The organism is Actinomadura sp. DC4 (assembly GCF_030406325.1).
Taxonomy (GTDB): domain Bacteria; phylum Actinomycetota; class Actinomycetes; order Streptosporangiales; family Streptosporangiaceae; genus Actinoallomurus.
Genome location: NZ_JAUEQY010000004.1, coordinates 388,145 through 411,750, shown reverse-complemented (window position 1 = coordinate 411,750; position 23,606 = coordinate 388,145). Strand labels below are relative to the sequence as shown.

Annotated in this window: 21 protein-coding genes; 6 read left to right on the top strand and 15 right to left on the bottom strand. The window is 71.3% G+C overall.

Translation table 11 applies throughout. From position 1 onward, the window contains the following. The first annotated feature begins 6 nt into the window (after positions 1-6). Positions 7-273 carry a mycoredoxin gene (locus QWU11_RS09235; protein WP_290104639.1) on the top strand — a complete coding sequence of 89 codons (267 nt, stop codon included), beginning with the start codon at positions 7-9 and terminating at the stop codon, positions 271-273. Positions 274-335: 62 nt separating this feature from the next. Next, on the top strand, positions 336-2,177 hold the full coding sequence (locus QWU11_RS09230) for a DUF4118 domain-containing protein (RefSeq protein WP_290104638.1): 1,842 nt from the start codon (positions 336-338) through the stop codon (positions 2,175-2,177). Positions 2,178-2,184: 7 nt separating this feature from the next. Here QWU11_RS09230 and QWU11_RS09225 read toward each other — a convergent pair whose 3' ends face one another. Next, entirely contained in the window at positions 2,185-2,805 is a 621-nt protein-coding gene (locus QWU11_RS09225; RefSeq protein WP_290104637.1) for an LUD domain-containing protein, read from the bottom strand. 157 nt (positions 2,806-2,962) lie between these two features. Here QWU11_RS09225 and sigJ point away from each other — a divergent pair, with 157 nt between their 5' ends. Continuing rightward, positions 2,963-3,940 (top strand): RNA polymerase sigma factor SigJ, encoded by a 978-nt coding sequence (gene sigJ, locus QWU11_RS09220; protein ID WP_290104636.1) that lies wholly within the window; start codon positions 2,963-2,965, stop codon positions 3,938-3,940. A gap of 254 nt (positions 3,941-4,194) precedes the next feature. On the opposite strand, the gene QWU11_RS09215 is transcribed toward sigJ, so the two are convergent. From QWU11_RS09215 to QWU11_RS09200, 4 genes are all read right to left on the bottom strand, one after another. Beyond that, on the bottom strand, positions 4,195-5,184 hold the full coding sequence (locus QWU11_RS09215; protein WP_290104635.1) for a zinc-binding alcohol dehydrogenase family protein: 990 nt from the start codon (positions 5,182-5,184) through the stop codon (positions 4,195-4,197). 176 nt (positions 5,185-5,360) lie between these two features. Further along, entirely contained in the window at positions 5,361-6,626 is a 1,266-nt protein-coding gene (locus tag QWU11_RS09210; protein WP_290104634.1) for a family 16 glycosylhydrolase, read from the bottom strand. A 17-nt stretch (positions 6,627-6,643) separates the two neighbouring features. Beyond that, positions 6,644-8,092 (bottom strand): RICIN domain-containing protein, encoded by a 1,449-nt coding sequence (locus tag QWU11_RS09205; protein ID WP_290104633.1) that lies wholly within the window; start codon positions 8,090-8,092, stop codon positions 6,644-6,646. A gap of 32 nt (positions 8,093-8,124) precedes the next feature. Next, positions 8,125-10,020: a ricin-type beta-trefoil lectin domain protein gene (locus QWU11_RS09200; RefSeq protein ID WP_290104632.1), complete on the bottom strand. Its 1,896-nt coding sequence runs from the start codon at positions 10,018-10,020 to the stop codon at positions 8,125-8,127. A gap of 877 nt (positions 10,021-10,897) precedes the next feature. Here QWU11_RS09200 and QWU11_RS09195 point away from each other — a divergent pair. Further along, positions 10,898-11,659, top strand: coding sequence for a DeoR/GlpR family DNA-binding transcription regulator (locus tag QWU11_RS09195; protein WP_290104694.1), 762 nt, complete (start codon positions 10,898-10,900; stop codon positions 11,657-11,659). A gap of 326 nt (positions 11,660-11,985) precedes the next feature. On the opposite strand, the gene ptsP is transcribed toward QWU11_RS09195, so the two are convergent. The 9 genes from ptsP to QWU11_RS09150 all read right to left on the bottom strand — a co-directional run bounded on the left by ptsP (position 11,986) and on the right by QWU11_RS09150 (position 21,928). Beyond that, complete coding sequence (ptsP, locus tag QWU11_RS09190) at positions 11,986-13,638, bottom strand: phosphoenolpyruvate--protein phosphotransferase (RefSeq protein ID WP_290104631.1); 1,653 nt, start codon at positions 13,636-13,638, stop codon at positions 11,986-11,988. Beyond that, entirely contained in the window at positions 13,631-13,915 is a 285-nt protein-coding gene (locus QWU11_RS09185) for an HPr family phosphocarrier protein (RefSeq protein ID WP_290104630.1), read from the bottom strand. Before QWU11_RS09185 ends, ptsP begins: the two co-directional genes overlap by 8 nt. Before the next feature lie 13 nt (positions 13,916-13,928). Next, the gene (locus QWU11_RS09180; RefSeq protein WP_290104629.1) at positions 13,929-14,963 is read right to left on the bottom strand and encodes a zinc-dependent dehydrogenase; all 1,035 of its coding nucleotides are present in this window, start codon (positions 14,961-14,963) and stop codon (positions 13,929-13,931) included. Next, on the bottom strand, positions 14,960-15,409 hold the full coding sequence (locus QWU11_RS09175) for a PTS sugar transporter subunit IIA (protein ID WP_290104628.1): 450 nt from the start codon (positions 15,407-15,409) through the stop codon (positions 14,960-14,962). Before QWU11_RS09175 ends, QWU11_RS09180 begins: the two co-directional genes overlap by 4 nt. Then, positions 15,402-15,701, bottom strand: coding sequence for a PTS lactose transporter subunit IIB (locus QWU11_RS09170; RefSeq protein ID WP_290104627.1), 300 nt, complete (start codon positions 15,699-15,701; stop codon positions 15,402-15,404). The genes QWU11_RS09175 and QWU11_RS09170 overlap by 8 nt, the downstream gene beginning before the upstream one ends. Positions 15,702-15,704: 3 nt before the next feature. Beyond that, the gene (locus QWU11_RS09165) at positions 15,705-16,901 is read right to left on the bottom strand and encodes a PTS mannitol transporter subunit IICB (RefSeq protein ID WP_290104626.1); all 1,197 of its coding nucleotides are present in this window, start codon (positions 16,899-16,901) and stop codon (positions 15,705-15,707) included. 40 nt (positions 16,902-16,941) lie between these two features. After that, positions 16,942-17,880 carry a 1-phosphofructokinase gene (gene pfkB / locus QWU11_RS09160; protein ID WP_290104625.1) on the bottom strand — a complete coding sequence of 313 codons (939 nt, stop codon included), beginning with the start codon at positions 17,878-17,880 and terminating at the stop codon, positions 16,942-16,944. 316 nt (positions 17,881-18,196) lie between these two features. After that, entirely contained in the window at positions 18,197-19,939 is a 1,743-nt protein-coding gene (locus QWU11_RS09155; protein WP_290104624.1) for a pyruvate dehydrogenase, read from the bottom strand. A gap of 33 nt (positions 19,940-19,972) precedes the next feature. Then, on the bottom strand, positions 19,973-21,928 hold the full coding sequence (locus QWU11_RS09150; RefSeq protein ID WP_290104623.1) for a CHASE3 domain-containing protein: 1,956 nt from the start codon (positions 21,926-21,928) through the stop codon (positions 19,973-19,975). Between the two features lie 82 nt (positions 21,929-22,010). Between QWU11_RS09150 and QWU11_RS09145 the strand changes: the two genes are divergently transcribed. Next, on the top strand, positions 22,011-22,670 hold the full coding sequence (locus tag QWU11_RS09145; protein WP_290104622.1) for a response regulator transcription factor: 660 nt from the start codon (positions 22,011-22,013) through the stop codon (positions 22,668-22,670). 16 nt (positions 22,671-22,686) lie between these two features. Here QWU11_RS09145 and QWU11_RS09140 read toward each other — a convergent pair whose 3' ends face one another. Next, positions 22,687-23,082, bottom strand: a complete 396-nt coding sequence (locus QWU11_RS09140; protein ID WP_290104621.1) for a response regulator — start codon at positions 23,080-23,082, stop codon at positions 22,687-22,689. A gap of 272 nt (positions 23,083-23,354) precedes the next feature. On the opposite strand from QWU11_RS09140, the gene QWU11_RS09135 reads away from it, so the two are divergent. Next, positions 23,355-23,552: a DUF5999 family protein gene (locus QWU11_RS09135; protein WP_290104620.1), complete on the top strand. Its 198-nt coding sequence runs from the start codon at positions 23,355-23,357 to the stop codon at positions 23,550-23,552. Positions 23,553-23,606: the final 54 nt, after the last annotated feature.

Genomic DNA, 23,606 nt, shown 5'->3' with positions numbered 1-23,606 from the left:
AGAGTCATGACCACGCCCACGACGGGTGAGCTCACGATGTACACCACGACCTGGTGTGGCTTCTGCAGGCGGCTGAAGACCCAGCTCGCCCGCGACGGGATCGAGATGGTCGAGATCGACATCGAGCGCGACCCGGCCGCCGCCGCGTTCGTCGAGAACGTGAACGGCGGCAACCAGACCGTGCCGGTCGTCGTGTTCCCGGACGGCACCGCGGTGACCAATCCCAGCGCCAAGGACGTGAAGGCGCGCCTCGCCGCGATCGTCCCGAGCTGACGGCGGCCCCGTACGGGGCTTGACCTGCGCTGATGCGCGCAGGACCGGCGGTAATGTGTGGTATGCGCCGATCCTTGCCGCTCACGCCACCACGCCCGTGCCGGCCGTCGCAGGCTTCCGGACTCGTCGTGGCGGCGCTGTGCCTGACCCTCGCGACGGCCGTCGGCGCCCTCGTCTCCGCGTACACGCCGGCCCAGTCCCTCGGCGCGGTCTACCTGCCGGGCCTCCTGCTCGTCGCCTCCGTCTGGGGCCTCACGCCCGGCCTCCTCATGGCCGCGGCGAGCACGGTCGTCTTCGGCTTCTTCCTCATCTCGCCCGGCGGGAGCATGCGGTTCACGCGGTGGGCGGACCTGGCGATCCTCGGAGTCTTCATGGCGCTCGCGCTGCTGGCCTCCGCGCTCGCCCAGGTGTCCCGGCTGCTGTGGGTGGCGGTGGAGGCGCGCGAGGAGGCGAACCTGTCCGCCGAGCTGGCCCGTCTCCTGCTGCGGGCGCCCGAACCGGGCACGGCGCTGCCCTCCACCGCCCGGCGGCTGGCGCAGGCGCTCAAGATCCCCGGGGCCACGATCGAACCCGGCGTGATCCTCTCCGACGACCGGCACGTGGCGTTCCCGCTGCACGGCGACGACGCGCCGGCGACGCTTCGCGTGCCCACCGGCCTTCCGCGGCCGGTCATGCAGCGGCTGCGGGACAGGGTGGTGCCCTCGCTGGAGGTGCTGCTGGACGCCGCGCGCGAGCGCGAACGGGTCGCCTGCGCCCTGCGCGACAGCCGGGACGAGCTCGCCCGCGTCGCCGACGAGCAGGCCGCGCTGCGCCGCCTGGCGACGCTGGTCGCGCACGCCGCCCCGCCCGCCGAGGTCTTCGAGGCGGTCGCCCGTGAGATGGGGCTGCTCCTCGGCGCGATGCACACCATCGTCGTACGGTACGAGCCGGCCGCCACGGCGGTGACCGTCGGCAAGTGGAACAACCGCACCGACCTCGACGCCACGATGCCGGTCGGCTCACGCTGGACGCTGGAGCGCGGAACCGTCTCCGAACTCGTCTCCCGTACGGGAGCGCCCGGACGCGTCAGCGCGTACTTGGGCGCGGGCCCGCTCATGGCCACGCTGCGCGCGCGGGGTGTCGTCTCCTCCGTCGGCTGCCCCATCGTGGTCGGCCGGTCCCTGTGGGGGGTGGCCGTCATCTCCTCGAGTACGGCCGAGCAGCCGCCGCCCGACACCGAGGCGCGCATGCTGGAGTTCACCGAGCTCGCCGCGGCCGCCATCGCCAACGCCCAGGGCGGTGCCGACCTGCGGGCCTCGCGGGCCCGCGTCGTCGCCGCCGCGGACGAGACGCGCCGCCGGATCGAGCGCGACCTGCACGACGGGATCCAGCAGCGCCTGGTCTCCCTCGGTCTCGAGCTGCGCGGTGCCGCGAGCACGGTCCCGCCGGAGCTGGAGAGGCTGCGCCACCAGTTCGCGGACACGGCCGAGTCCCTGGACGAGGCGGTCGCGGACCTGCAGGAGATCTCCCGGGGCCTGCATCCGGCCATCCTCTCCAAGGGCGGTCTGCGGCCGGCGCTCGCGGTGCTCGCGCGCCGCTCGGCGATCCCGGTCGAGATCGACGTGTCGGGGTGCGCGCGGCTCGCGCAGCGCTTCGAGGTGACCGTCTACTACATCGTGTCCGAGGCGCTGACGAACGCCACCAAGCACGCGCACGCCTCCGTGGTGCACGTCTGCCTGACGGCGGCCGACGGGGTCGTCCGGCTGTCGGTGCGCGACGACGGCATCGGCGGGGCCGACCCCGCGCACGGGTCGGGGCTGATCGGCCTCACGGACCGCGTCGAGGCGCTCGGCGGCCGGCTCTCGGTCACGAGCCCGGCCGAGAAGGGCACGTCGTTGCTGGTCGAACTCCCGATCGCGGGATAGCGCAGGGTCAGAATCCGATGGCCTCGCGGAGCAGCAGGACGGTGCCGCGCCCGGGGTGGTGCTCGGCGTTGAGGACGAGAAGGCGGTTGACGGCGCTGGGCCACCCGTGGACCTCCTGGGTACGGGCGCTCTCCAGCGGGAGGCAGTGGTCCTCGACGCGCCGCAGCGCGGTGTCCAGGTCGGGCACCACCTTCTGCGCGCCGACGACCCAGATCGCGCGGGCGGCGCCGCCGGCGTAGCCGGGCAACTGGCTTCCGCTGCCCGAGGCGATCACGAGGGAGCCGGTCTCGGTGAGCGCCGCGACGCTGCCCACGATGACGTCGGGGCCGGCGAGCAGCCGCCGGATGTCGTCGGCGCCGCTGACGCGGTCCATGGCCAGGACCCGTGGCTTGATGGCGCGGTACCGCCCGCCGGTGTTGATGTCCGCGTCGATGCCGGACAGGCGGAGCGTCTCACTGGCCCCGGTGAACACACTGGCGCCCTCCGGAATCAGATCTCTGACGCGGGTACGCGCGGCGGCGGCGTCATCGAGGATCTCGGCGGTGAAGCCGTGCGCGGTCAGCGCGGCGGCCGCCCGCTCCAGGCGCTGCGCGGGCGCCGGGTCGGCGAATGCTGTCAAGGCGGTCATGGTGACTCCTGGCCTGCTCGTCCAGATGGTGTATTGGTCTCAGCGGGTTCGACAGCACGGCCCTCCGGAATGTGAGGCGGCACTCCGGCCTCACATTCCGGGGTGCCGTCTTGTCGGACCGGTGAGGGCAGACGCGACGGAGGGAGCCGCCGGCACCATGACCACCCCATCCGGACCGGAGGCCGTCGGCTCAGGCGGGGACCGGCCCGACCCCCTGGACGCGATCATGAGCGAGCGGCGTCAGCTGCTCAACATCGCCTACCGGCTCATGGGCTCCCTGGCCGAGGCCGAGGACGCCGTCCAGGAGACCTACACCCGCTGGTACGCCATGTCGCCGCACCAGCGGGACGCCATCCGCTCCCCCGGCGCCTGGCTGACGACGGTCGCCGGCCGCGTCTGCCTCAACCTGCTCGGCTCCGCCCGGGTCCGGCGGGAGACCTACGTGGGCGAGTGGATCCCCGAGCCGCTGCCCGAGACCGGGCCGCCCGGCGGCGCCACCGCCGACCCGGCCGACCAGGTCACCCTGGACGAGTCGGTCAACCTGGCCTTCTTGGTCGTGCTCGAATCCATGACCCCGGCCGAACGCGTCGCGTTCGTCCTCCACGACGTCTTCTCCCACTCCTTCGCCGAAGTGGCCGAGATCGTCGGCCGTACGCCGGCGGCCTGCCGCCAGCTGGCCTCCTCCGCCCGCCGCCGCGTCCGGGCCGCGCGGCCCTCCGCGACTCCGGCGGCCCAGCGCGCGGGCGTCGTCAGGGACTTCAAGCGGGCGTGGGAGGCCAAGGACATCGAGGCCCTGATCGGCCTGCTCGACCCCGGCGCGACGGCGGTCGCCGACGGCGGCGGCCTCGCCACGACCTTCCTGCACCCCATCGAGGGCGGCGAGCGGATCGCGCACGCCTGGGCCGAACTCGCCCGCCGCAGGCCCGGCGACATGACGTTCCTGGAGCGTACGGTCAACGGTCAGCCCGGTCTGGTGGCCCAGCAGGGCGGCGTCACCGTGACGGTGTTCGCGTTCGAGGTCGCGGGCGACCGGATCACCCGCATCTGGGTGGTGCGCAACCCCGAGAAACTCCGTCGCTGGACGACGGGCGGCCGGTTGGACAGGCGCGGAGAGGAGGAACCCCCGGGCCGCTGAGACGTCGGATGGTTCGCCGGAGGACGGTGCTCGCGGTCGGCGGTCACGCGGACCAGCGACTCCCGTACGAGCGATGGGCTCGTCACGACGCTCGACCTGGCGGCGGTCGTTCCACGCGGACCATGGCTGCCGTACGCCCTGACACTCCACTGAGTCGGTGTAGATGTTCTTTACCCTGCGAGGCGGCCAGAAGACGGGGCGGACGCGCCGCCCACCCTCCGCTCCGATCCGAGCGGGTAGGGGCGGCCGCCGGCTCACCGCGTGCGGGACAGGTCGGTGATCACGACCTTTCCGATCGGCCGGTCCTCGACCAGGTGGCGGATGGCCTCGCCCGCGGCGTCCAGGGGGAAGATCGAGTCGATGACCGGGTGGATCCGCTCGCCGACCAGCAGTTCGGTGATGGTCGACCAGGCGAGGCGCGACTGCTCGGGGGTGACCGAGGGCAGGGAGAACCCGTGCAGGCTGGCGCGCCGTCGTACGACCTCGCCGATCGGCACGTGCGCCACCCCGCCGCCGGAGTGGCCGACCAGCACGATCCGGCCGCCGGTGGCCAGCGCCTCGGCGATCTGCGCGGTCACGGCGCCGCCGACGCCGTCCACGGCCAGGTCGATCCCGTCGCCGAAGCCGTCCCCGAGTCCCTCGCTCAGCCGTCCGCGTTCGAGGTCGACCACCGTGATCCCCCGCGCCCACGGCGCCGCGCGTACCGCCTCGGCCTTGGCCGTGCTGCCGGCGCCGCCGGCCACCACGCGGGCGCCGAGCGCGCGGGCGAGCTGGACGGTCGCGTTGCCGACGCTGCCCCCGATGGCGGGGGCGAAGACGCGCGCGCCGGGTGAGAACCCGCCGAGCCGCAGGGCGAGAACGGCCGTGAGGTAGGCGATCGGCACGGCCGCGGCCACCTCGTCGGCCACGTGGATCGGGATCTCGGCCAGGTTGGGTTCGGGGATGACGGCGAACTCCGCCATCGTGCCGCGGCCGCTCGTCTCGCCGGATCCGGCGAAGAACATGACGCGGGTGCCGGGCGCCCAGCGCCCCGCGGGGTCGGCGGCGACGATGCCCGCTCCCTCGTTGCCGAGGATCAGCGGGCCGGCCGCGGCGCCGGTGGCGGCGGTGTGGTCCCACGGCGTCACGCCGGCGGCGGTGACCTGTACGAGCACCTCTCCGGCGCCGGGTGTGGGGTCCTCGACGTACTCCACCCGCAGGTCGGTGGTGTGCTCGGTGATCGGATACGCCCGCGCCGCCTTCAACGATCGCCCCCCGTCAGCTCCAGGGAGACGCGCGCAATGCCCCAAGCGCCCCCAAGTGCGGCTTTCGTCCCTCCAAAGGCATACCCGTGGCGCCGCCGACGCACGCGTGACCAGGGCCGGTACCTGCGGGTATGCGGGTACCGGCCCTGGATGCGCCGATCGTCAGAACGCTCCGATCAGGGAAGCGTCCACTTCTGGTTGGCGCTTCCGGCGCAGTCCCAGATCTGCAGCCGGGTGCCGTTGGCCGAACTCGGGCCGGTCGCGTCCAGGCACCGTCCCGACGCCGGGTTCACCAGCGAGCCGTTGGAGCCCGCCTGCCATTTCTGCGCGCCCGTGCCGTTGCAGTCGTACAGCTGCGCCTGCGTGCCGTTGGCGGTACCGGCCGCGGTCAGGTCCAGGCACTTGCCGAGGGCCCTGAGCGTGCCGTCCGATCCCACGGTCCACTGCTGGGCGGCGGACCCGTTGCAGTCATAGAGCTGGATCGCGGTGCCGTTCGCCGTGCTCGCCGCGTTGACGTCGACGCACTTGCCGCCGTACCCGGTGATCGCGCCACCGGTGCCGCCGCCCCCGCCCGCGCTGGTCGTGACGTGCACGTAGTCCACGACGAGCTGCTGCGGGAAGCTGGTGGAGCCGTCCGGGTCGCCCGGCCAGTACCCGCCGACGGCGAGGTTCATCAGCAGGTAGAACGGGTGGTCGAACACCCAGCGGTTGCCGTTCAGGTCGGCCGGGGTCCGGGTCTCGTAGACGTTGCCGTCCACCGACCACTTGATGGAGTTCGGCGCCCAGTCGACCGCGAACGTGTGGAACGCGTCGGCGAAGGCCTGGCCGTTCGGCAGTGAGTAGCCGGCGCCGATGCCGGCGCTGCCGGAGTAACCCGGCCCATGGATCGTGCCGTGGACGGAGCCCGGCTCGAAGCCGACGTTCTCCATGATGTCGACCTCACCGCTGTTCGGCCAGCCGACACTGCCGATGTCGTTGCCGAGCATCCAGAACGCGGGCCACATGCCCTGGCCGCGCGGGATCTTCATCCGCGTCTCGAAGTGGCCGTACGCCTGGGTGAAGGTCTGCGCGGTGTTGAGCCGGGCCGAGGTGTACTGGCAGGTGCCGTACCAGCACTGGTAGTTGGCGGGGTTCTCCTTCCGTGCCGTGATGACCAGGTGTCCCTGGCCGTCCAGGGCGGCGTTGTGCGTACCGCTCGTGTAGTACTGCCGCTCGTGGTTGCTGACGTTGTCGCCGGTCTCGAACCGCCATTTGCTCGAGTCGACACCGGCGCCGGCGGCGCCGTCGAAGTCGTCGGTGAACGACGCCGCGGCAGCGGCGGCGGCCTGCGGGGCCAGAGGCACCCGCGGGCTCGCCGCCGCCGTGACGGCGCCGCCCGACCCGGTGACCAGCGCGAGGGCCAGGGCGAACAGGCCCACGCGCCGTCGGGAGGTGGACAGCATCTCGTTGTCTCGCTTCGTCAGGAGGGAAGGGTCCACTGCTGGTTGGCGCTTCCGGCGCAGGTCCAGATCTGCAGCCGGGTGCCGTTGGCCGAGCTCGGGCCGGTCGCGTCCAGGCACTTGCCCGATGCCGGGTTGACCAGCGTCTTGTTCGAGCCGGACTGCCATTTCTGCGCGCCGGTGCCGTTGCAGTCGTACAGCTGCGCCTGGGTGCCGTTGGCGGTACCGGCCGCGGTCAGGTCCAGGCACTTGCCCAGAGCCTTGATCGAGCCGTCGGTGCCCACGGTCCACTGCTGGGCGGCGGACCCGTTGCAGTCATAGAGCTGGATGGCCGTGCCGTTCGCCGTGCTCGCGGCGTTGACGTCGACGCACTTGCCGCCGTACCCGGTGATCGCGCCACCGGTGCCGCCGCCCCCGCCACCGCCGCCACCGCCGCCGGTGATGCCGTTGAAGGTGCGGGAGAACTGGTACGCGCTCTGCGGGGTGCCGCTGCACGTGTCCGAGAGCTGGCCGTTGGTCGCGCACGCCTTGTCGCGGCCGAGGGCCCAGAACGCCAGCAGCTGGATGCCGTGGCTCGCCGCGAAGCTCTCCAGCGTCGTGGCGTTCCCGGTGGTGAAGATCTCACTGGTGGTGTCGTTGACCCCGATCATCGGGGTGTTGCCCTCCATGGCCCAGAGCTGGTCGGAGGTCTTGGTGTTCCAGATCTGCCCGAGCTGGCCGTGCAGCGCCGTGGCGGCGTTGACCGCGGCCTGGCCCATGTCCATCGGCGAGCCGTAGTCCATCGTCATGATGTTCACGAGGCTGACGTCCACGCCGCGGCTCTTGGCGTTGTTCAGCAGGCTGAGCGAGTTGGACAACAGCCCGGTCGGGTCGACCGGCAGCGTGTAGTCGACGGCCAGCTTCTTGCCGGCCGCCGCGTACTGCGACTGGAGCGCGGCGAGCGCCTGGTTCCGCCGGTCGTTGGCGGCGGTGTCATTGAGCGCCGAGCCCTCGATGTCGAGGTCGATGCGGGTCAGGTTGAGCGTGTCGATCACCCGCTTGTATTGCGCCTGCAGCGTGGAGACCGAGCTGCACGCCTGGCCGAGCTCGGTGCCCGACGCGCCGCCGAAGGAGACGAGGACGTCGCCGCCGGAGGCCCGCAGGTTGTTGATCGCGGTCTGCCACCCGCTGTTGTCGATGGAGGTGTCGCCGTTCCAGGTGGCGTTGCAGCCTCCGCCACCGATGACGAAGGCGAGCGTGTAGTACTTCAGCCCGGTGGCCGACTGCGCGTTGGCCATGGCCGAGGTCGAGCCCCACGTCTCGACGTACGGGGCGGCGAAGTGCGCCGGGAAGCCCGGGCCGGGGTTGACGGCGGCGTGCGCCGCCGTCCCCGTACCGACGAGCGCTCCGACGGCGGCGAGGAGCACCGCGGCGAGTGCCGCGAGACGCGCCACCCTCCGTCGGAGCATGGCGAACCTAGGTCGTGACATGAAGATCCTCCTGGCGGTGAGGAAAAGGTGACTTACGGAGTGGTCCACTGCTGGTTGGTGGCGCCGGTGCAGGTCCAGATCTGCAGCCGGGTGCCGTTGGCCGAGCTGGGACCGGTCGCGTCCAGGCACTTGCCCGACGCGGGATTGACGAGCGAACTCGACGTGCCCTTGGTCCACTGCTGGGCGCCGCTGCCGTTGCAGTCGTACAGCTGGGCCTGGGTGCCGTTGGCGGTACCGGCTGAGGTCAGGTCCATGCACTTGCCGAGCGCCCGGATCGTGCCGTCGGTGCCCACGGTCCACTGCTGGGCGGCGGACCCGTTGCAGTCATAGAGCTGGACGGCGGCACCGTTGGCGCTGCTGGCCGCGTTGACGTCGACGCACTTTCCGTCGAGGCCGGTGATCTGGCCGGTGCCGCCGGTACCCCCGCCACCCTGGGTACCGCTCCAGGTGAACGTCGCGGTGGTCTTGGCGGGCAGCGAGTAGGTGAACGACTGGCCGCCCCAGTTGACCTTGACGGACTGGGCCGAGCCGGTGTCGTTGTAGGCGACCAGTGCCTTCGAGCCGTCCGGGTTGCGCCAGGCGACGTTGGGCACGGAGGAGTTCGCGGTGGAGTCGATGCGGTAAGCGCCGGGCTTGACGAACTTCGTCAGATGGCCCATGTCGTAGTACTCGACCGTGTAGTCGACCTGCCCGCTGCGGCTGTCACCGTTGTGCACGGTGATCAGTCCGGTGCAGGTGCCGCAGCCGCCGTTGTGCGGGCCCATGTTCTGGTCCACGGCGAGCGACCACTTCACGACGCTCTTACCCCAGTTGCGGGTGTAGTCGATGATGTTGTGCATGTCCTCCTGCTGCTGGTTCCCGATCCAGGTGCCGCCGGAGTGCTCGGTGTCGTAGGCGTCCAGGTTCGGGTACTGGTTGTGCGTCGTGGTCTGCTGGCTCACGTTGCCGCCGTAGCCGTGCCACGCGATCCCGCCGAAGTTCGCGTCGCCCCGGATGGCGGTGTCGTCCACCTGCGGCGCGCCGTAGCTCGCGTACGTGTCCCAGTTCCAGTCCAGGGCGAGGACCTTGGTGGACAGGCCGGCCGCGTGGAAGGCCGGCAGCAGGTTGGTCTTGGTGAAGTAGTCGAGGCCGGAACCGTTCCAGCTCATCGACGGATAACCGCCGCAGCAGGTCGGCTCGTTCTGCGCCGAGACGAAGTCGATCGGCACGCCCTGCGCCTGGTAGGCCTGGATGTACTTCACGAAGTACTGGGCGTACGCGGCGTAGTACTGCGACTCCAGCCAGCCGGGCTGGTTGAAGGTGTCGTTGTCCTTCATCCAGGCCGGGGCGCTCCACGGCGTGCCCATGACCTTGAGCGACGGGTTGAGCTGCCGGGCCTGCTTGGTCAGCGGCAGTACGTCGGCCAGGTCGTGGGAGATGGAGAAGTGGCTCAGGCTCGCGTCGGTCTGGCCGGCCGGCATGTCGTCGTAGGAGTAGTTGCTCCGCGCGAGGTCCGACGCGCCCATCGGGTTGCGGAGGAAGTCCAGGCCGATGCCGCTGCTCGGGTCGAACAGCTTCTGCATGACCTGGGTACGCGTGGTCGAGCTGAGCGCGCCGCTGCTGTTCATCAGCCACGCGGCGGTGTCGGTGAACGACGCGCCGGCGCCGGTGAACTGCTGGTAGCGGGTGTTCTCGTTGACGGTGATGTTCTGCGCGCCGCTGCCGCCGTTCCCGAAGGCGATCGGCGTCTGCTGCTGCAGCCCGCGGGTGACGTGACGGCCACCGGAGTCGTCGGTGGTGGTCAGCCAGACGTTGACGCTCTCCCCTGCGGCGTGCGCGGACGACGCCGCGCCGGCGCCGGTGAGGAGGGAGGCGACGAGAGCGAGGAATGCGGAGGTGGCGAACAGCCGGGCGGGCCTGCGGCCGGCGCGGCGGACTTTCCTGGACATGGGAGGGCTCGGCTCCAGTGGTCAGGGGGCGGAGGAGTCAGGTGCCTGTTGGCGGCAGGCGGGTGTACGCGCCGGGGGCGCGCGGGCGTGACGGAAACCCTCGCCGGCGGTGCCGGGTGAGGGCCGCGAGCCGATCTCGCGCCACCGCGCCGTCCGCCGGCCCACCCGCCGGAAGAACGCCACGGTGAAAGAACAGGTGAATGTGCCGAGCCGTGGCACGCCGCGCCCGGACGGTCGAGTCGCCGCGTGACCGCCGTCGCCGGGCGACGCGCTGGCGGGCGCGTCGGCACGCGACGGGGGCGGCTCCGTACGACGGAGTCTCACCGGGGCCGTGTCATGGCCCCGGCGTCCTGCGGGTTCGGCGTCTCCACCGGCCGGGTCGCCCTCGTCCGGCCCCGCGCTGGCGGGCGCGGGCGTTCGCGAGGGGGGCTCGGGCGTCGGGAGGAGGTCCGTGTGGCCGATCCGGAGGTCCGGTTCGGGGATCCGTACCGGCCGGGCCGGACCCGCGTCCGCGCGAACGCCGAACTGCGGTTCAGGCGTAGCGGAGGCCGGCTCCCGGACATCGCCGCAGGGGTGTCCGGCCATGGTGATCGCGTCGTGCCCGGTGCTGTGGTGCGGCATGGCGGCTGGCCCCCTTCCGGCGGGATGGACGTGCTGAATCGGCATCCCCCGAGGCCTATTAATTAAGAAACCTTCCTTTCAATAGACCTGACGGTAATGGGACGGTCAAGCTCTGTCAACACCCGCCGGGGGAAGTCGTCGGGCCCTCTGACGGCCGCTGGACTCCTACTCCAACACCGCTCCGCCTCTTGACTGGTCACAAAGCAGAGCGATAAACAGAAACAAAACAACGCTGAAATCGGTGGTCAAACAACATATGTACGCCGAGGAGAGACAGCAGGAGATCCTCCGGCGCACGCGCGACGCGGGCCGGGTCGACGTCGTGACGCTCGCCGAGGACTTCGGGGTCACGATGGAGACGATCCGCCGGGACCTCACCGTCCTCGAGCGCGCGGGCACTCTACGTCGCGTCCACGGCGGGGCCATCCCGGTGGAGCGGCTCGGTTTCGAGCCGGCCCTGGCCGCCCGCGACGCCGTGATGACCGCCGAGAAGGAGCGCATCGCCAAGGCGGCCCTGGCCGAGCTTCCCGCCGACGGTTCGATCATCATCGACGCGGGTTCGACGACCGGGCGCCTGGTTCAGGTCCTGCCGAGCGACCGCGAGCTGACGGTGATCGTCAACTCTCCGCCGCTGGCGACCATCCTGGCCACGCGGTCCAACCTCAACGTGATCATGCTGGGCGGCCGGGTGCGCGGGCGCACGCTCGCCACCGTCGACGACTGGGCGATGCAGCCGCTCTCCCGGATGCGGGTCGACGTCGCGTTCATGGCGACGAACGGCATCTCCGCCGAGGTCGGCCTGACCACCCCCGACCCGGCCGAGGCCGCGATGAAGCAGTCGATGATCGGCGCCGCGCAGCGGACCGTGCTCCTCGTCGACCACACCAAGGTCGGCAATGACTACCTTGCCAAGTTCGCGTCGCTGTCGGAGATCAGCGTGCTGATCACCGACAGCGGGCTCGACAGCGGCCTCGCGGCGGACCTCGCCGCGGCAGGCCCCGAGGTCGTACGCGTCTGACGGCGACACGGTGGACCTCCCTTCGATAATTACCACGAGAAAAGGTGCAGCGGCCTCCCCCCGGCGGGCGGAGCCAAGGGGAGACCGCTGCGGTCGGAGTGCGGTCAACGAACCGACTCCGTGGATCGCCGGACAGGGTGTGCGGGCCCGTCCGGCCAGGTGGACCGATGTTCACGGCCCGTTCAGAGCCGCTCCTAATCGCATGAATCAGTTATACCGAGAATTGCGCGGGCGTTTATTATCTGCTCCTTAAGGGGCGCCTAACGCAGTTTCATATCGGCGGATGCCCCCCTGCCGCGCGCAGAGGGGCATCCGGACCGGTGCGGTCAGGAGGTCGCGTCGATCACCGCGGCACGAGCCTCGGCCGCGTCGCCGGTGTCCAGCGCGACGGCGGCCAGGCGCTCGCACTCGGCGAGCGTGTACCCGGCGAGGCTCGCGCGCACGGCCGGCAGGCCGCGCGGGCTCATCGACAGCTTGGTGATGCCGAGCCCGGCCAGTACGGGGGCGAGCAGCGGGTCGGCCGCCGCCTCGCCGCAGATGCCGACCGACTTGCCGGCGTCCTGTCCGGCCGCCGCGCAGCCCTTGATCAGTTCGAGCAGCGCGGGCTGCCAGGGGTCGAGCAGGTCCGCGAGGTCGCCGGTCTGCCGGTCGGCGGCGAGCGTGTACTGGCTCAGGTCGTTGGTGCCGATGCTGAGGAAGTCCACGACATCGAGGAACCTCCGGGCGCGCAGCGCCGCGGCCGGTACCTCGATCATCACCCCGGCCGTCGGCAGGCCGTGGTGGCGTACCCGCGCGGCGAACGCGTCCGCCTCCGGCTGCGTCGAGACCATCGGCGCCATCACCCACACGTCGGCGCTGGTGTTGGCCGAGGCCAGCGCGATCGCCTCGAGCTGGGTGTCGAGAATCTCCGGGCGGTCGCGCGCCACCCGCAGACCGCGTACGCCGAGCGCCGGGTTGGGCTCGTCGGGCAGGCCGAGGAACTGCAGCGGCTTGTCCGCCCCGGCGTCCAGGGTGCGTACGACGATCGTGCCGGCCGAGAAGAAGCGGAACGCCTCGGAGTAGGCGGCGACCTGCTCCTCCAGGCCGGGCGCGTCGTGGCGGTCCAGGAAGAGGAACTCGGTACGGAACAGCCCGACGCCCGCGACGTCGGTCAGGTCCATCCCGGCGAGGTCGGCGGCCGAGCCGATGTTGACCATCAGGTCGACCGCGTGCCCGTCCGAGGTCCGTCCCGGTCCGGACCCGCCGGCGAGCCGGGCCCGTTCGTCCGCCGCCCGTTCGCGTACGCCGGCCGCCTCCTCCTCGTCCACGCCGGCGCGTACCTGCCCGGTCGTGCCGTCCACCGTCACCGTCGTCTCGTCGGCGACGTCCAGCGCGCCGGCGCAGCCGACCACCGCGGGCAGGCCGAGCGAGCGGGCCAGGATCGCCGTGTGGCTCGTCGGCCCGCCGCGCTCGGTGACCAGCGCCAGGACGCGGTCCGGGTCGAGCGTGGCCGTGTCGGCCGGGGCGAGGTCGTCGGCGACCAGCACGAACGGGTGGCCCGGATCGGGCACGCCGGGCATGGGCAGCCCGAGCGCGACGGCGATCGCGCGGTGCGCGATGTCGTCCAGGTCCGCCGCGCGCTCGGCGAGGTATCCGCCCAGCCCTTCGAGCGTCCGGCGGTGCTCGTCGAAGGTGTCGCGCAGCGCGTGCGGGGCGTCGGCGCCGTCCTTGATCCGGGCGATGACCCCGTCCCGGAGGGTGGGGTCGCCGGCGATCATCGACTGCGCGTCGAGGATGTCGTGCGCCTCGCCGGCCGCCGCGGCGGCACGCTCGCGCAGCCGTGCCTCGGTCGCCTCCAGGGCGTGCGCCGCCGTGGCCGTCTCCCGCTCGGGATCGGTCACGGTGCGCGCGTCCGGCAGCGGCGGTGGCGGGCTCATCCGCGCGACGGGGCCGGCCGCGAGGCCGGGGCTGACCCCGATGCCCCGCAGCACGTCAGGCATCGCTGGACTCCTCCGCGTCCAGATCGCGGGCGAGCACCTCCGCGAGCGCGTCCAGGGCCTCCTCCGAACCCGGGCCCTCGGCCTCCAGGACGACCTCGGTGCCCTGTTTCGCGCCCAGCGACAGCACGGCGAGCATGCTCGCCGCCGGTACGGGCTTGCCGTCGCCGACCCGGATCTTCACCGGAACGCCCTGGTCGGCGGCGGCCTTGACGAACAGCGCCGCGGGCCGGGCGTGCAGGCCCGTACGAGAGGCGATCTTTACTGTTCGCTCGGACATGCTTGCTCCCTCATCAGGGTTCGATGGTGACCTTGATCGCGGTACCGGCCGCCACGATGGCGATGCCGTCGAGTACGTCGGACAGCGGCAGGCGTTCGGTGATCAGGTCCGACACCGGGACCGCGCCGGAGGCGATGAGCTCGAGCGCCCGCTTGTTGTGCTGCGGACTGGAGCCGTTGGCGCCCACGATCGTCAGCTCGCGGTAGTGCACGAGGTTGGAGTCGCAGGCGATCACCGGGTTGTCCTTCGGCAGCCCGCCGAAGAAGCTGATCCGGCCCTGGCGGGCCGCCATCTGCAGCGCCGACTCCTGCGCGGCGCCGGAGGCGGCGGCGGTCACGATCGCGTCCGCGCCCCGTCCGTCGGTCAGCTTCATGACCTGGTCGACCAGGTCGGCGCCGTGGATCGCGGCGTCCGGCTCCACCCGGTCGGCGGACATGGCCAGCCGGTCGGGGTTCAGGTCGGCCAGGAAGACGCGGGCCGCGCCGCGGGCGCGCGCCAGGCGTACGTGCAGGCAGCCGATCGGGCCGGCGCCGACGATGACGACGTCGTCGCCCTCGCCGATGCGGGCCAGCTCCTGACCGTTGAGCACGCACGCGAGCGGCTCGGCCACCGAGGCCTCGGCGAAGCCGATCCCGTCGGGGACGCGGTTGAGGCCGTCGACGGCGAGCACCTTGGCCGGCACGATCGTGTACTCGGCGAAGCCGCCGTCGTAGTGGTAGCCCATCGACTCCTGGTTCGGGCACACGGTCATCCGGCCGCGCCGGCACTCCTCGCACGTGCCGTCGGGAATGGCCGCGATGACCTGCACGCGGTCGCCCGGCTGCCAGCCGGTCACGCCCTCGCCGAGCTCGACCACCTCCCCGGCGATCTCGTGTCCCATCACCCGGGGCGGCCGGATGTGGTGGTGGCCGAACTTGGAGATCTTCACGTCCGTGCCGCAGGTGGAGCAGTTGCGCACCCGGATCTTCACGTCTCCGGGGCCGGGCGAGGGCTCCGGGGCATCCTCGACACGGATGTCTCCGGGTGAGTAGAAACGGGCGACCTTCACGCTGGTTCCTCTTCTCCGGCCGGCTGCAGCAGCCGTACCACTTCGTCGATGTCGGTCGTCTCGCGGAGAGCGCGGGCGCGTTCCGGGTCGAGCAGGATCTGGGCGAGCTCGGACAGCAGCCGTACGTGGCCGTCGCCGACCGCGGCGATGCCGATGCACAGGACCACCTGCTGGTCGTCGCCCCAGTTCACGCCGTCGGGGAAACGGACGAAGGAGACCGCGTCGTGGCGCACCGATTCCTTGCCGGAAAGCGTGCCGTGCGGGATCGCGACGCCCTCCCCGACGTACGTCGACACGGACTGCTCACGTTCGAGCATGGTGTCGACGTACGCCGGGTCCACCGCGCCGGTCCGTACGAGCGCCTCGCCACACTGGCGGATGGCGTCGTCGCGGCCGGTCGCGGTCGCGTCGAGGCGTACGGCGCCGCGGTGAAGGAGTTCAGGCACTGATTTCGCCGCCGTTCTTGATCGCGGAGACGAGGCTCTTCACGGCGGGGTCGCCGATGAAGACCTGGAACTTGACGATCGGCTTGCCGCCCGCGCCGACCGCGGCGCGCGCGGCGAGGCCCTGGTGGCAGACGACGATGTCCGCGTCCTCGGGGATGGTGTTGACCGGGGTGTGCTCCACCACGACCGAGAACTTCTTGAGCTCCTTGCGCAGCTGACTGGCCAGCATGACGCTGCTGCCCATTCCGGCGTCACAGGCCACGACGATCTTCTTTACGTCCTTGCCGTTCATCGGTCACGCTCCATGGGGTGCTGTTTCGGTGGCCGGCGCCTCGTCGGTCCGGGTCGTCGTCGCCGCCGGCTCCTCCCCGGCCGTCACCACGGCCGGTTCCTCGCCGGCCGCCGCCGCCTCGGCTTCGAGCTCGGCCTCGTCCTCCTCGTCACCGGCCAGCTTGCCGAAGCCGAGCAGGACCGAGCCGACCGCGAAGGAGACTCCGGCGGCGATCAGGACCCCCAGGAACACCCCGAAGTAACCGCCCCGGGGGGTTTCTGCGGCGTACGCGAAGATGCTGCCGGGCGCCGGGGTGGCGACCAGGCCCGCACCGGTGATCATGAACGTTCCGATGCCCGCGGCGCCGCCGGCCATCGCCGCGAGGATGAGGCGCGGCTTCATCAGGATGTAGGGGAAGTAGATCTCGTGGATCCCGCCCAGGAACTGGATCACGATCGCGGCGGGAACGCTGGGCCGCAGGCGCTTGGGGCCGAACAGCAGGTAGGCGACCAGCACACCGAGGCCGGGCCCGGGGTTGGACTCCAGCATGAACAGGATCGACTTGCCGTGCTTGGCCGCCTCGGCCACGCCCAGCGGGCCCAGCACGCCGTGGTTGACGGCGTTGTTGAGGAACAGCACCTTGGCCGGTTCGATCAGCACCGACGCCAGCGGGAGCAGGTGGTGATGGATCAGCCACTCGACCCCGCTGCCGGCCCAGCTGGTCACGTGCTTGACGATCGGCTTGATCGCCCAGTTGCCGAAGATCGCGGCCGCCGCGCCGATGATGCCGGCGCTGAAGTTGTCGACCAGCATCTCGAAGCCGGCCTTGGTCCGCTCCTGGATGAAGCCGTCGACCAGCTTGAGCACGTACGCCGCGGCCGGGCCCATGATCATCGCGCCCAGGAACATCGGGATCCCCGCGCCGACCACGACCCCGATCGTGGCGACCGCCCCGACGACCGCACCGCGCTGGCCGTGCACCATACGCCCGCCGGTGTAACCGATCAGGATCGGCAGCAACATATTGATCGTCGGGTCGACCAGCGCGCCGAACTCCTTGTTCGGCAGCCACCCGGTCGGGATGAACAGGGCGGTGATGAGACCCCAGGCGATGAACGCACCGATGTTGGGCATCACCATCCCGGCGAGATAACCGCCGACTCGCTGGATGGTGGCCTTGACACCACCACCGGTGACTTCTGGCGTGTACGGAGTGGCCATGAAGGGCCTCCCTTGGGGGTTGGGAATCTGCCGGGACAGATCAGGCGATCAGCGACCGGCCCAGGTCCGGACGCGAATGGATGTGGACGATGTCGCGGCGGATGTCCTGCGGCCGCGGCATCCGGCTGGCGGGCAGACGGACCGCCGCCGCCCCCCAGGCCAGACCTTCGGCGAGCGCCTCGCTCCCCCGCGCGCCGGCGGCCAGGAACCCGGCGAGCAGGGCGTCGCCCGCTCCGACCGTGCTCCTCGCCCCGGCGACCGGCGCCTCACCGATGGTGACGCCGCCGTCCTCGACCAGTACGGCGCCGTCGGCGCCGAGGCTGGCGAGCACGCTTCCGGCGCCTCGTTCACGCAACTGCTGTGCCGCCTCGACGGCGTCACCGACGCTGTCGACCGGCCGTCCGACGGCCTCGGCGAGCTCGTCCCGGTTGGGCTTGATCAGCACCGGGGCGGCGTCGACCGCGGCCAGCAGCGCCGGGCCGCTCGCGTCGACCGCGACCTGGACGCCCGCCTGGGTGAAGAACTCACACATCTGGGCATAGATCCCGTCCGGTACACCGGGCGGAAGGCTGCCGCAGGTCACCACCCAGCTCGCGGACTCGGTCTCCCCGAGCACCGCGTCGGCGACCGCGTCCAGCTCCTTGCGGGAGAGCGGTTCTCCCGGCTCGTTCAGCTTGGTGACCACGCCGTCGGGCTCGGCGATGGTCACGTTCGAGCGCGTGCGGCCGACGACGCGGACCGCGCGGAGCGGGATCCCGTCGGCCTCCAGCAGCCGTACGAGCTGCTCGCCGTCGGCGCCGCCGACGGGCACGACCGCGACCGAGGGCACCTGGTTGGCCAGCAGGGCGCGAGAGACGTTCACTCCCTTGCCGCCCGGGTCGAGCCGCGCGGACGTGGCACGGGTCATCGTGCCGCGTACGAGGCGGTCGACCTCGATGGTCCGGTCGAGGCTCGGGTTGAGCGTCAACGTGACGATCATGCGTTGTCCGTCCTTACCGTCCGTGCCGTCCGTATGACCCGGGACCGTCGGTCCGTACGTCGTGCCGCGACTCCGGTGGCTTGACCTCGTGCGACGCCGACCCCGAGCGGATTCACCCGCTTCCTCTCCCCGGCGCACATCGTGTTGCTTTCACCGCCGTTTCGCTTTGGTTTCCATTTGTTTACGCCCATATGAGTCCGGACGTCAAGGGAAAAGTACCCAGCGATCGCACGAACCAGGGAAGTCGGCGGCTTCTGGCCATGCTCGGTCACAGGAGTAACGGAAACCACTCCGGCAACGAAGGGCGGACCGGAAATCAGGGGCGGGGGATGTTGCGGAGATTCGAGCGGGCCAGTTGCACCATGCGCCCCACGCCGCCGTTGATCACCATCTTGCTGGCCGACAGCGCGAACCCGGTGAGCTGCTCGCCGGTGATGCGCGGCGGGATGGACAGGGCGTTGGGGTCCGTCACCACGTCGACCAGGGCCGGGCCGTCGTGCCGGAACGCGTCACGCAGTGCGGTGCGCACGTCCTTCGGGTCCTCCACGCGGACCCCGAAGGCGCCCGCCGCGCGGGCGATGGCGGCGTAGTCGGTGCGGGGGTAGCCCGTGGCGTGCGGCGGCATGCCCTCGACCATCATCTCCAGCTCCACCAGGGCGAGCGAGGAGTTGTCGAACACCACGATCTTCACCGGCAGGTCGTACTGGACCACCGACAGCAGGTCGCCCATCAGCATCGAGAACCCGCCGTCGCCGGACATCGAGACCACCTGGCGGCCGCGGCCGGCGAACTGCGCGCCGAACGCCTGCGGCAGGGCGTTGGCCATCGAGCCGTGGCTGAAGGAGCCGATCACCCGCCGGCGGCCGTTCGGCGTGAGGTAACGCGCCGCCCAGACGTTGCACATGCCGGTGTCGACGGTGAAGACGGCGTCCGCCGCGGCCTCCTCGTCCAGCACCGAGGCGACGTACTCGGGGTGGATCGGCGTGTGCCGGTCGACGTCGCGCGTGTAGGCGGCCACCGCGCCCTCCAGCGCGTCCGCGTGCTTCTTCAGCATGCGGTCGAGGAAGCGGCGGCCGGTCTTCTCCCGTACGAGCGGGATCACCGCCTGCAGCGTCTCCCGCGCGTCGCCCCACACGGCCAGGTCCAGCCGGCAGCGCCGGCCCAGGTGCTCGGGCCGCACGTCGACCTGGACGATCGGCACGCGGTCGGGGAGGAACTTGTTGTAGGGGAAGTCCGTGCCCAGCAGCACGAGCAGGTCGGCCTCGTGCATCGCCTCGTACGCCGCCCCGTAGCCCAGCAGCCCCGACATGCCGACGTCGAAGGGGTTGTCGTACTGGATCCACTCCTTGCCGCGCAGCGCGTGGGCGACCGGGGCCTTGATCCGCTCGGCCAGGGCCATGACCTCGTCGTGCGCGCCCGCCGTGCCGCTGCCGCAGAACAGCGTGACCCGCTCCGCGTCGTCGATCATCCGGGTGAGCGAGGCGATCTCCTCATCGGCCGGGCGGATCGCCGGGCGGCGGGTGACCAGCGCCAGCTGGGCGGCGCCCTGGGGTGCGTCCAGCCCGGCCACGTCGCCGGGCAGGCTGACCACGGCGACGCCGGACCGGCCGACCGCGTGCTGGATCGCCGTCTGCAGCACCCGGGGCATCTGCTCCGGGTTGGAGATGAGCTCCGAGTAGTGGCTGCACTCGGCGAACAGCCGGTCGGGGTGGGTCTCCTGGAAGTACCCGGTGCCGATCTCGCTGCTCGGGATGTGGGCGGCCAGGGCGATGACCGGCGCCATGCTGCGGTGCGCGTCGTACAGGCCGTTGATCAGGTGGAGGTGCCCGGGGCCGCAGGAGCCCGCGCACGCCGCCAGGCGGCCGGTGACCTGGGCCTCGGCGCCCGCGGCGAAGGCGGCGGACTCCTCGTGGCGCACCTGGACCCAGTCGATGCCCGGCGTACGGCGGACCGCGTCCGTGACCGGGTTGAGGCTGTCGCCCACCACGCCGTAGATCCGCTCGACCCCCGCGCGCACGAGGATGTCGACGAACTGCTCACCGATGCTCTGCCTGGCCATTCGCGTCCCCCCGTACGGTCTCCTACCCCTGGCTCAGCGGTCCCAGAGGGGAATCCGCACGTGGATCGAGGTGCCTTTGCCGCTGGGACTCTCGACCTCGATGACGCCGCCGAGCGCCTCGACGCGGTCCTTCAGGCCGATGAGCCCCGAGCCGCCGCCGATCGCGGCCCCGCCGACGCCGTCGTCCTCGACCAGCAGGCGGATCCCGTCGTCCTCGAGGTCCAGCCGGATCCGTACGACCGAGGCGTCCGCGTGCCTGATCGCGTTCGTCACGGCCTCCGCGACGATGTAGTAGACGGCCACCTCGAGCCGCTCCTCCAGCCGCCGCTCGGCGTGCAGGTTCAGCTCGACCGGGACCGCGGCCCGCCGGGCGAACGCCTTGATCGCCGGCTGCAGGCCCCCCTTGGACAGGATCGCCGGGTGCAGGCCGCGGGAGATGTCCTGCAGGTCCTCCAGCACGCCGGCCAGGCCCGTCACCGTACGGCCGATGCGGTCACGGACGACCTCGTGCCCGTCGGGCACGGACGCCTCGGCGGCCCGCAGCTCCAGCCCGAGCGAGACGAGGCGCTGCTGCGCGCCGTCGTGAAGATCGCGCTCGATCCGTCGGCGGGTCTCGTCCGAGGCCGCGACCAGGCGGGCGCGGGCGGCGGTGAGCTTGGCCCGGCTCTCGGCGTTGGCGATCGCGGTGCCGACGAGCTCGGTGTACTCGATCATGCGGGACTCGATGCCCTCCGGCTGCGGCTCGCCGGTCGCGGAGAAGGCGATCATCACGCCCCACAGACGGCCCTCGACCACGACCGGGCTGCCGGCCCCGGACTGGATACCCCGCGTCCGCGCCCACACCCCGATGCCGCTGGTGGCGTGCTGGTAGTCGGTCATCCGCGCCGGGCGGCCGGTCCGCTCCACCACGGACTCCAGGCTCCGGCCCTCCAGCGACCAGCAGGAGCCGACGGGCGGCGCGGGCTCGGGGTTCTCCTCGGGCTTCCAGGAGCCGACCACGGTCTCCATCCGGTCGGGCTCGAACCTGATGATCACGATGAAGTCGGCGCCCAGGATCCGGCCGAGCTCGGTGGCGACCGCCTCGAAGACCTCGTGCGGCGAGACGGCGCGGGCCACGAGGGTGGCCACGCGCCGGAGCGCCGCCTGCTCGTCGGCGACCCTGCGGAGCTTGGCATGGCTCAGCTGCAGGGAGCGCGCCATGGTGTTGAACGCCCGTTCGAGCACGCCGATCTCGCCCAGCGAGGTCTCGGGCATGCAGACGCCCAGCTCGCCTCGGGCCAGGTCACCGGCCATGATCGACGCCCGGCGCACCGGGCGTACGAGGGCACGGGTGAGGTAGGAGGTGAAGAGGAAGACCAGGACGAACGAGCCGATCGCCGCCGCGCCGGCCATCGCCATGGCCCGCCGGGAGGCCTCCAGCGAGCGCTGCTCGTAGCCGGAGGCGAGCCGGCGCTGGACGTCCACGAACTGGTCGAAGTCCACCCGGATGCGGTTGAGGCGCCGCTGGCCGTCGGCGACCGCCGGAGTGGTCTTCACGCCCGGGTTCTGGGCCCGGACCTTCGCCACGAGCGGTACCGAGTAGTCCTGGAGGTAGGACATCACGGACTCGGAGATCAGGGCGGCGCGCCGGCCCTGGTAACGGTTGATCTCCGCGCCGAGCCGCCGGAAGTCCGCCGCCTCGTCGGGAAGGATCGCGCGGGCCGTCTCCCAGGGCGTCAGGAACGACTCGTCGTGGGTGATGATGTATCCGCGCTCGCCCGTTTCAAGATCGACGATCAGCCGTTCGAGCCGGTTCGCGGAGGAGAGCACCTCCTCCGACCGGCCCGTGAGCGCCGCCGCGTTGCGCAGCCCGGCGATCGCCCCGAAGAGGATCAAGAACGTCGCGGCCATCAGGAGCGCGAGCAGTGCGCTCGCGATGACCAGCCGCCGGCTCAGTCCCCCTGGAGCATCGACCCTCAGTTGCGAGCGGCGTGACAGCCATCCGGTCACTACTCGCCCCCCCGACCAGCAGAGACTGGCCGATAATGAGATTAGGGTTGGTGTGGAATCACTCTACGTGCGGAGGAGAGTGATGGTCGAGCGAAGAGCGCGGATCACCCTGGCGGAGGACGACGTCCTGCTCCGGGCAGGGCTCGCCAGCCTGCTGGAGCGGTCGGGGTTTCAGATCGTCGGGCAGGCGGGCGACGGCGAGGAGCTGATCGCCGCCGTACGCGAGCACCAGCCCGACGTGGCGATCGTCGATATCCGGATGCCGCCCGCCTACGAGACCGAGGGGCTGGACGCGGCCCAGGTGATACGCCGGGAGTTCCCCTCGATCGGGATCCTCCTGCTGTCCGCGCACGTCGAGGTCGACCAGGCCACGGAGCTGCTCGCCGCCGGCCAGCGCGTCGGCTACCTGCTGAAGAGCCGGGTGACCGAGGTGAGTGAGTTCATCGAGACGGTCGAGCGGATCGCCCAGGGCGGCTCCGTCGTCGACCCGGGGCTCGTCCAGGAGCTGCTCACGGCCCGGCACAAGGACGACCCGCTGGAGAGCCTGACCGAACGCGAGCGCGAGGTGCTCGCCCTGATGGCCGAGGGGCGCTCGAACGCCGGCATCGCCAACCGCCTGTGGATCACCGAGGGGACCGTCGAGAAGCACGTGCGCAGCATTCTCGCGCGGATGCAGCTTCCGGAGACCGAGGACGACCACCGGCGGGTCCTCGCCGTGATCACCTTCCTGGACAACCGCTGATCGACACGATCAGTGATCAAATACGGTCATTACGGACGGGGGCCCGGTCGTCGGAGAACCCGAGGACCCTGCGGACCGCCGGGCCGGAGAGCTCGGACTTCGGCAGGAAGCCGAGGGCCGTGCACCCGGCGACGATGTCCGCGAAGTCGTCTTCGGGATAGGTCGAGATCAAGATCACGGTCGGCTTCGACAGCGACGCCTCGGTGAGACGGTCGGCGAGGTCCACACCGGACTCATCCCCCAGGCACACGTCGACGAGCACGAGATCCGGCCGGAGCCGGTCGACCAGGTCGAAAGCCGACGCACTGTCCGACGCCACGCCTACGACGGTGATCCCGTCCCGCTCCAGCACACCGCGTGCGGTCACGAGAAAACGGGCATTGTCATCGACGATCAGACAGCGCATGTCCATTGCCCCAGTCTGGCGAATCGCAAAGCTGATACGCATTGCCGCTAACCGGAATATAAGCTTTCCCGCTGGCCGGGCGGTAACGGGGTGCCGCGCAAGAACGCAGGTCAGGGACGCGCCGTACGCGGCGGGCACGGGAGCGTACCGGCTAGCTGGGGGGTCGGCACTGCGGCTGGCAGGACAGCAGGATGGGTGCTGGCCGCGCAGACACCGAGCGCCGTAGGCGCGAGTGTGAAGGCATAACCCCATTACCAGCTGTGAGAGGAGAAGACGTCATGTGCCAGCACTGGCCGCAGTGTCCGACAGCGACCGCGGATGACCACATCGCCGCACGCGTCATCTCCGCGCACCCGGAGCAGGGATGGAGCCTGCTCTGCAACGGTGTCGTGGTCTTCGATGACACCGGTGAGCTGTTCCCGGACGGACACGCGGTCTCACCGCACCGAGCCCGCCCGCTGACGCTCGCCGCCTAGATCTTCATGAAGAGCGTAAGGACCGATCCTATGCGCCGCATTCGTATCAAGGCA

Bases quoted from the DNA above. Each gene is read 5' to 3' on its own strand.
- QWU11_RS09210 (WP_290104634.1), bottom strand. From the start codon at position 6,626: ATGCTGTCCACCTCCCGACGGCGCGTGGGCCTGTTCGCCCTGGCCCTC.
- QWU11_RS09230 (WP_290104638.1), top strand. From the start codon at position 336: ATGCGCCGATCCTTGCCGCTCACGCCACCACGCCCGTGCCGGCCGTCG.
- QWU11_RS09170 (WP_290104627.1), bottom strand. From the start codon at position 15,701: ATGAACGGCAAGGACGTAAAGAAGATCGTCGTGGCCTGTGACGCCGGA.
- QWU11_RS09195 (WP_290104694.1), top strand. From the start codon at position 10,898: ATGTACGCCGAGGAGAGACAGCAGGAGATCCTCCGGCGCACGCGCGAC.
- QWU11_RS09155 (WP_290104624.1), bottom strand. From the start codon at position 19,939: ATGGCCAGGCAGAGCATCGGTGAGCAGTTCGTCGACATCCTCGTGCGC.
- QWU11_RS09165 (WP_290104626.1), bottom strand. From the start codon at position 16,901: ATGGCCACTCCGTACACGCCAGAAGTCACCGGTGGTGGTGTCAAGGCC.
- QWU11_RS09235 (WP_290104639.1), top strand. From the start codon at position 7: ATGACCACGCCCACGACGGGTGAGCTCACGATGTACACCACGACCTGG.
- sigJ (WP_290104636.1), top strand. From the start codon at position 2,963: ATGACCACCCCATCCGGACCGGAGGCCGTCGGCTCAGGCGGGGACCGG.
- QWU11_RS09185 (WP_290104630.1), bottom strand. From the start codon at position 13,915: ATGTCCGAGCGAACAGTAAAGATCGCCTCTCGTACGGGCCTGCACGCC.
- QWU11_RS09200 (WP_290104632.1), bottom strand. From the start codon at position 10,020: ATGTCCAGGAAAGTCCGCCGCGCCGGCCGCAGGCCCGCCCGGCTGTTC.
- QWU11_RS09225 (WP_290104637.1), bottom strand. From the start codon at position 2,805: ATGACCGCCTTGACAGCATTCGCCGACCCGGCGCCCGCGCAGCGCCTG.
- QWU11_RS09205 (WP_290104633.1), bottom strand. From the start codon at position 8,092: ATGTCACGACCTAGGTTCGCCATGCTCCGACGGAGGGTGGCGCGTCTC.
- pfkB (WP_290104625.1), bottom strand. From the start codon at position 17,880: ATGATCGTCACGTTGACGCTCAACCCGAGCCTCGACCGGACCATCGAG.
- QWU11_RS09135 (WP_290104620.1), top strand. From the start codon at position 23,355: ATGTGCCAGCACTGGCCGCAGTGTCCGACAGCGACCGCGGATGACCAC.
- ptsP (WP_290104631.1), bottom strand. From the start codon at position 13,638: ATGCCTGACGTGCTGCGGGGCATCGGGGTCAGCCCCGGCCTCGCGGCC.
- QWU11_RS09145 (WP_290104622.1), top strand. From the start codon at position 22,011: ATGGTCGAGCGAAGAGCGCGGATCACCCTGGCGGAGGACGACGTCCTG.
- QWU11_RS09140 (WP_290104621.1), bottom strand. From the start codon at position 23,082: ATGGACATGCGCTGTCTGATCGTCGATGACAATGCCCGTTTTCTCGTG.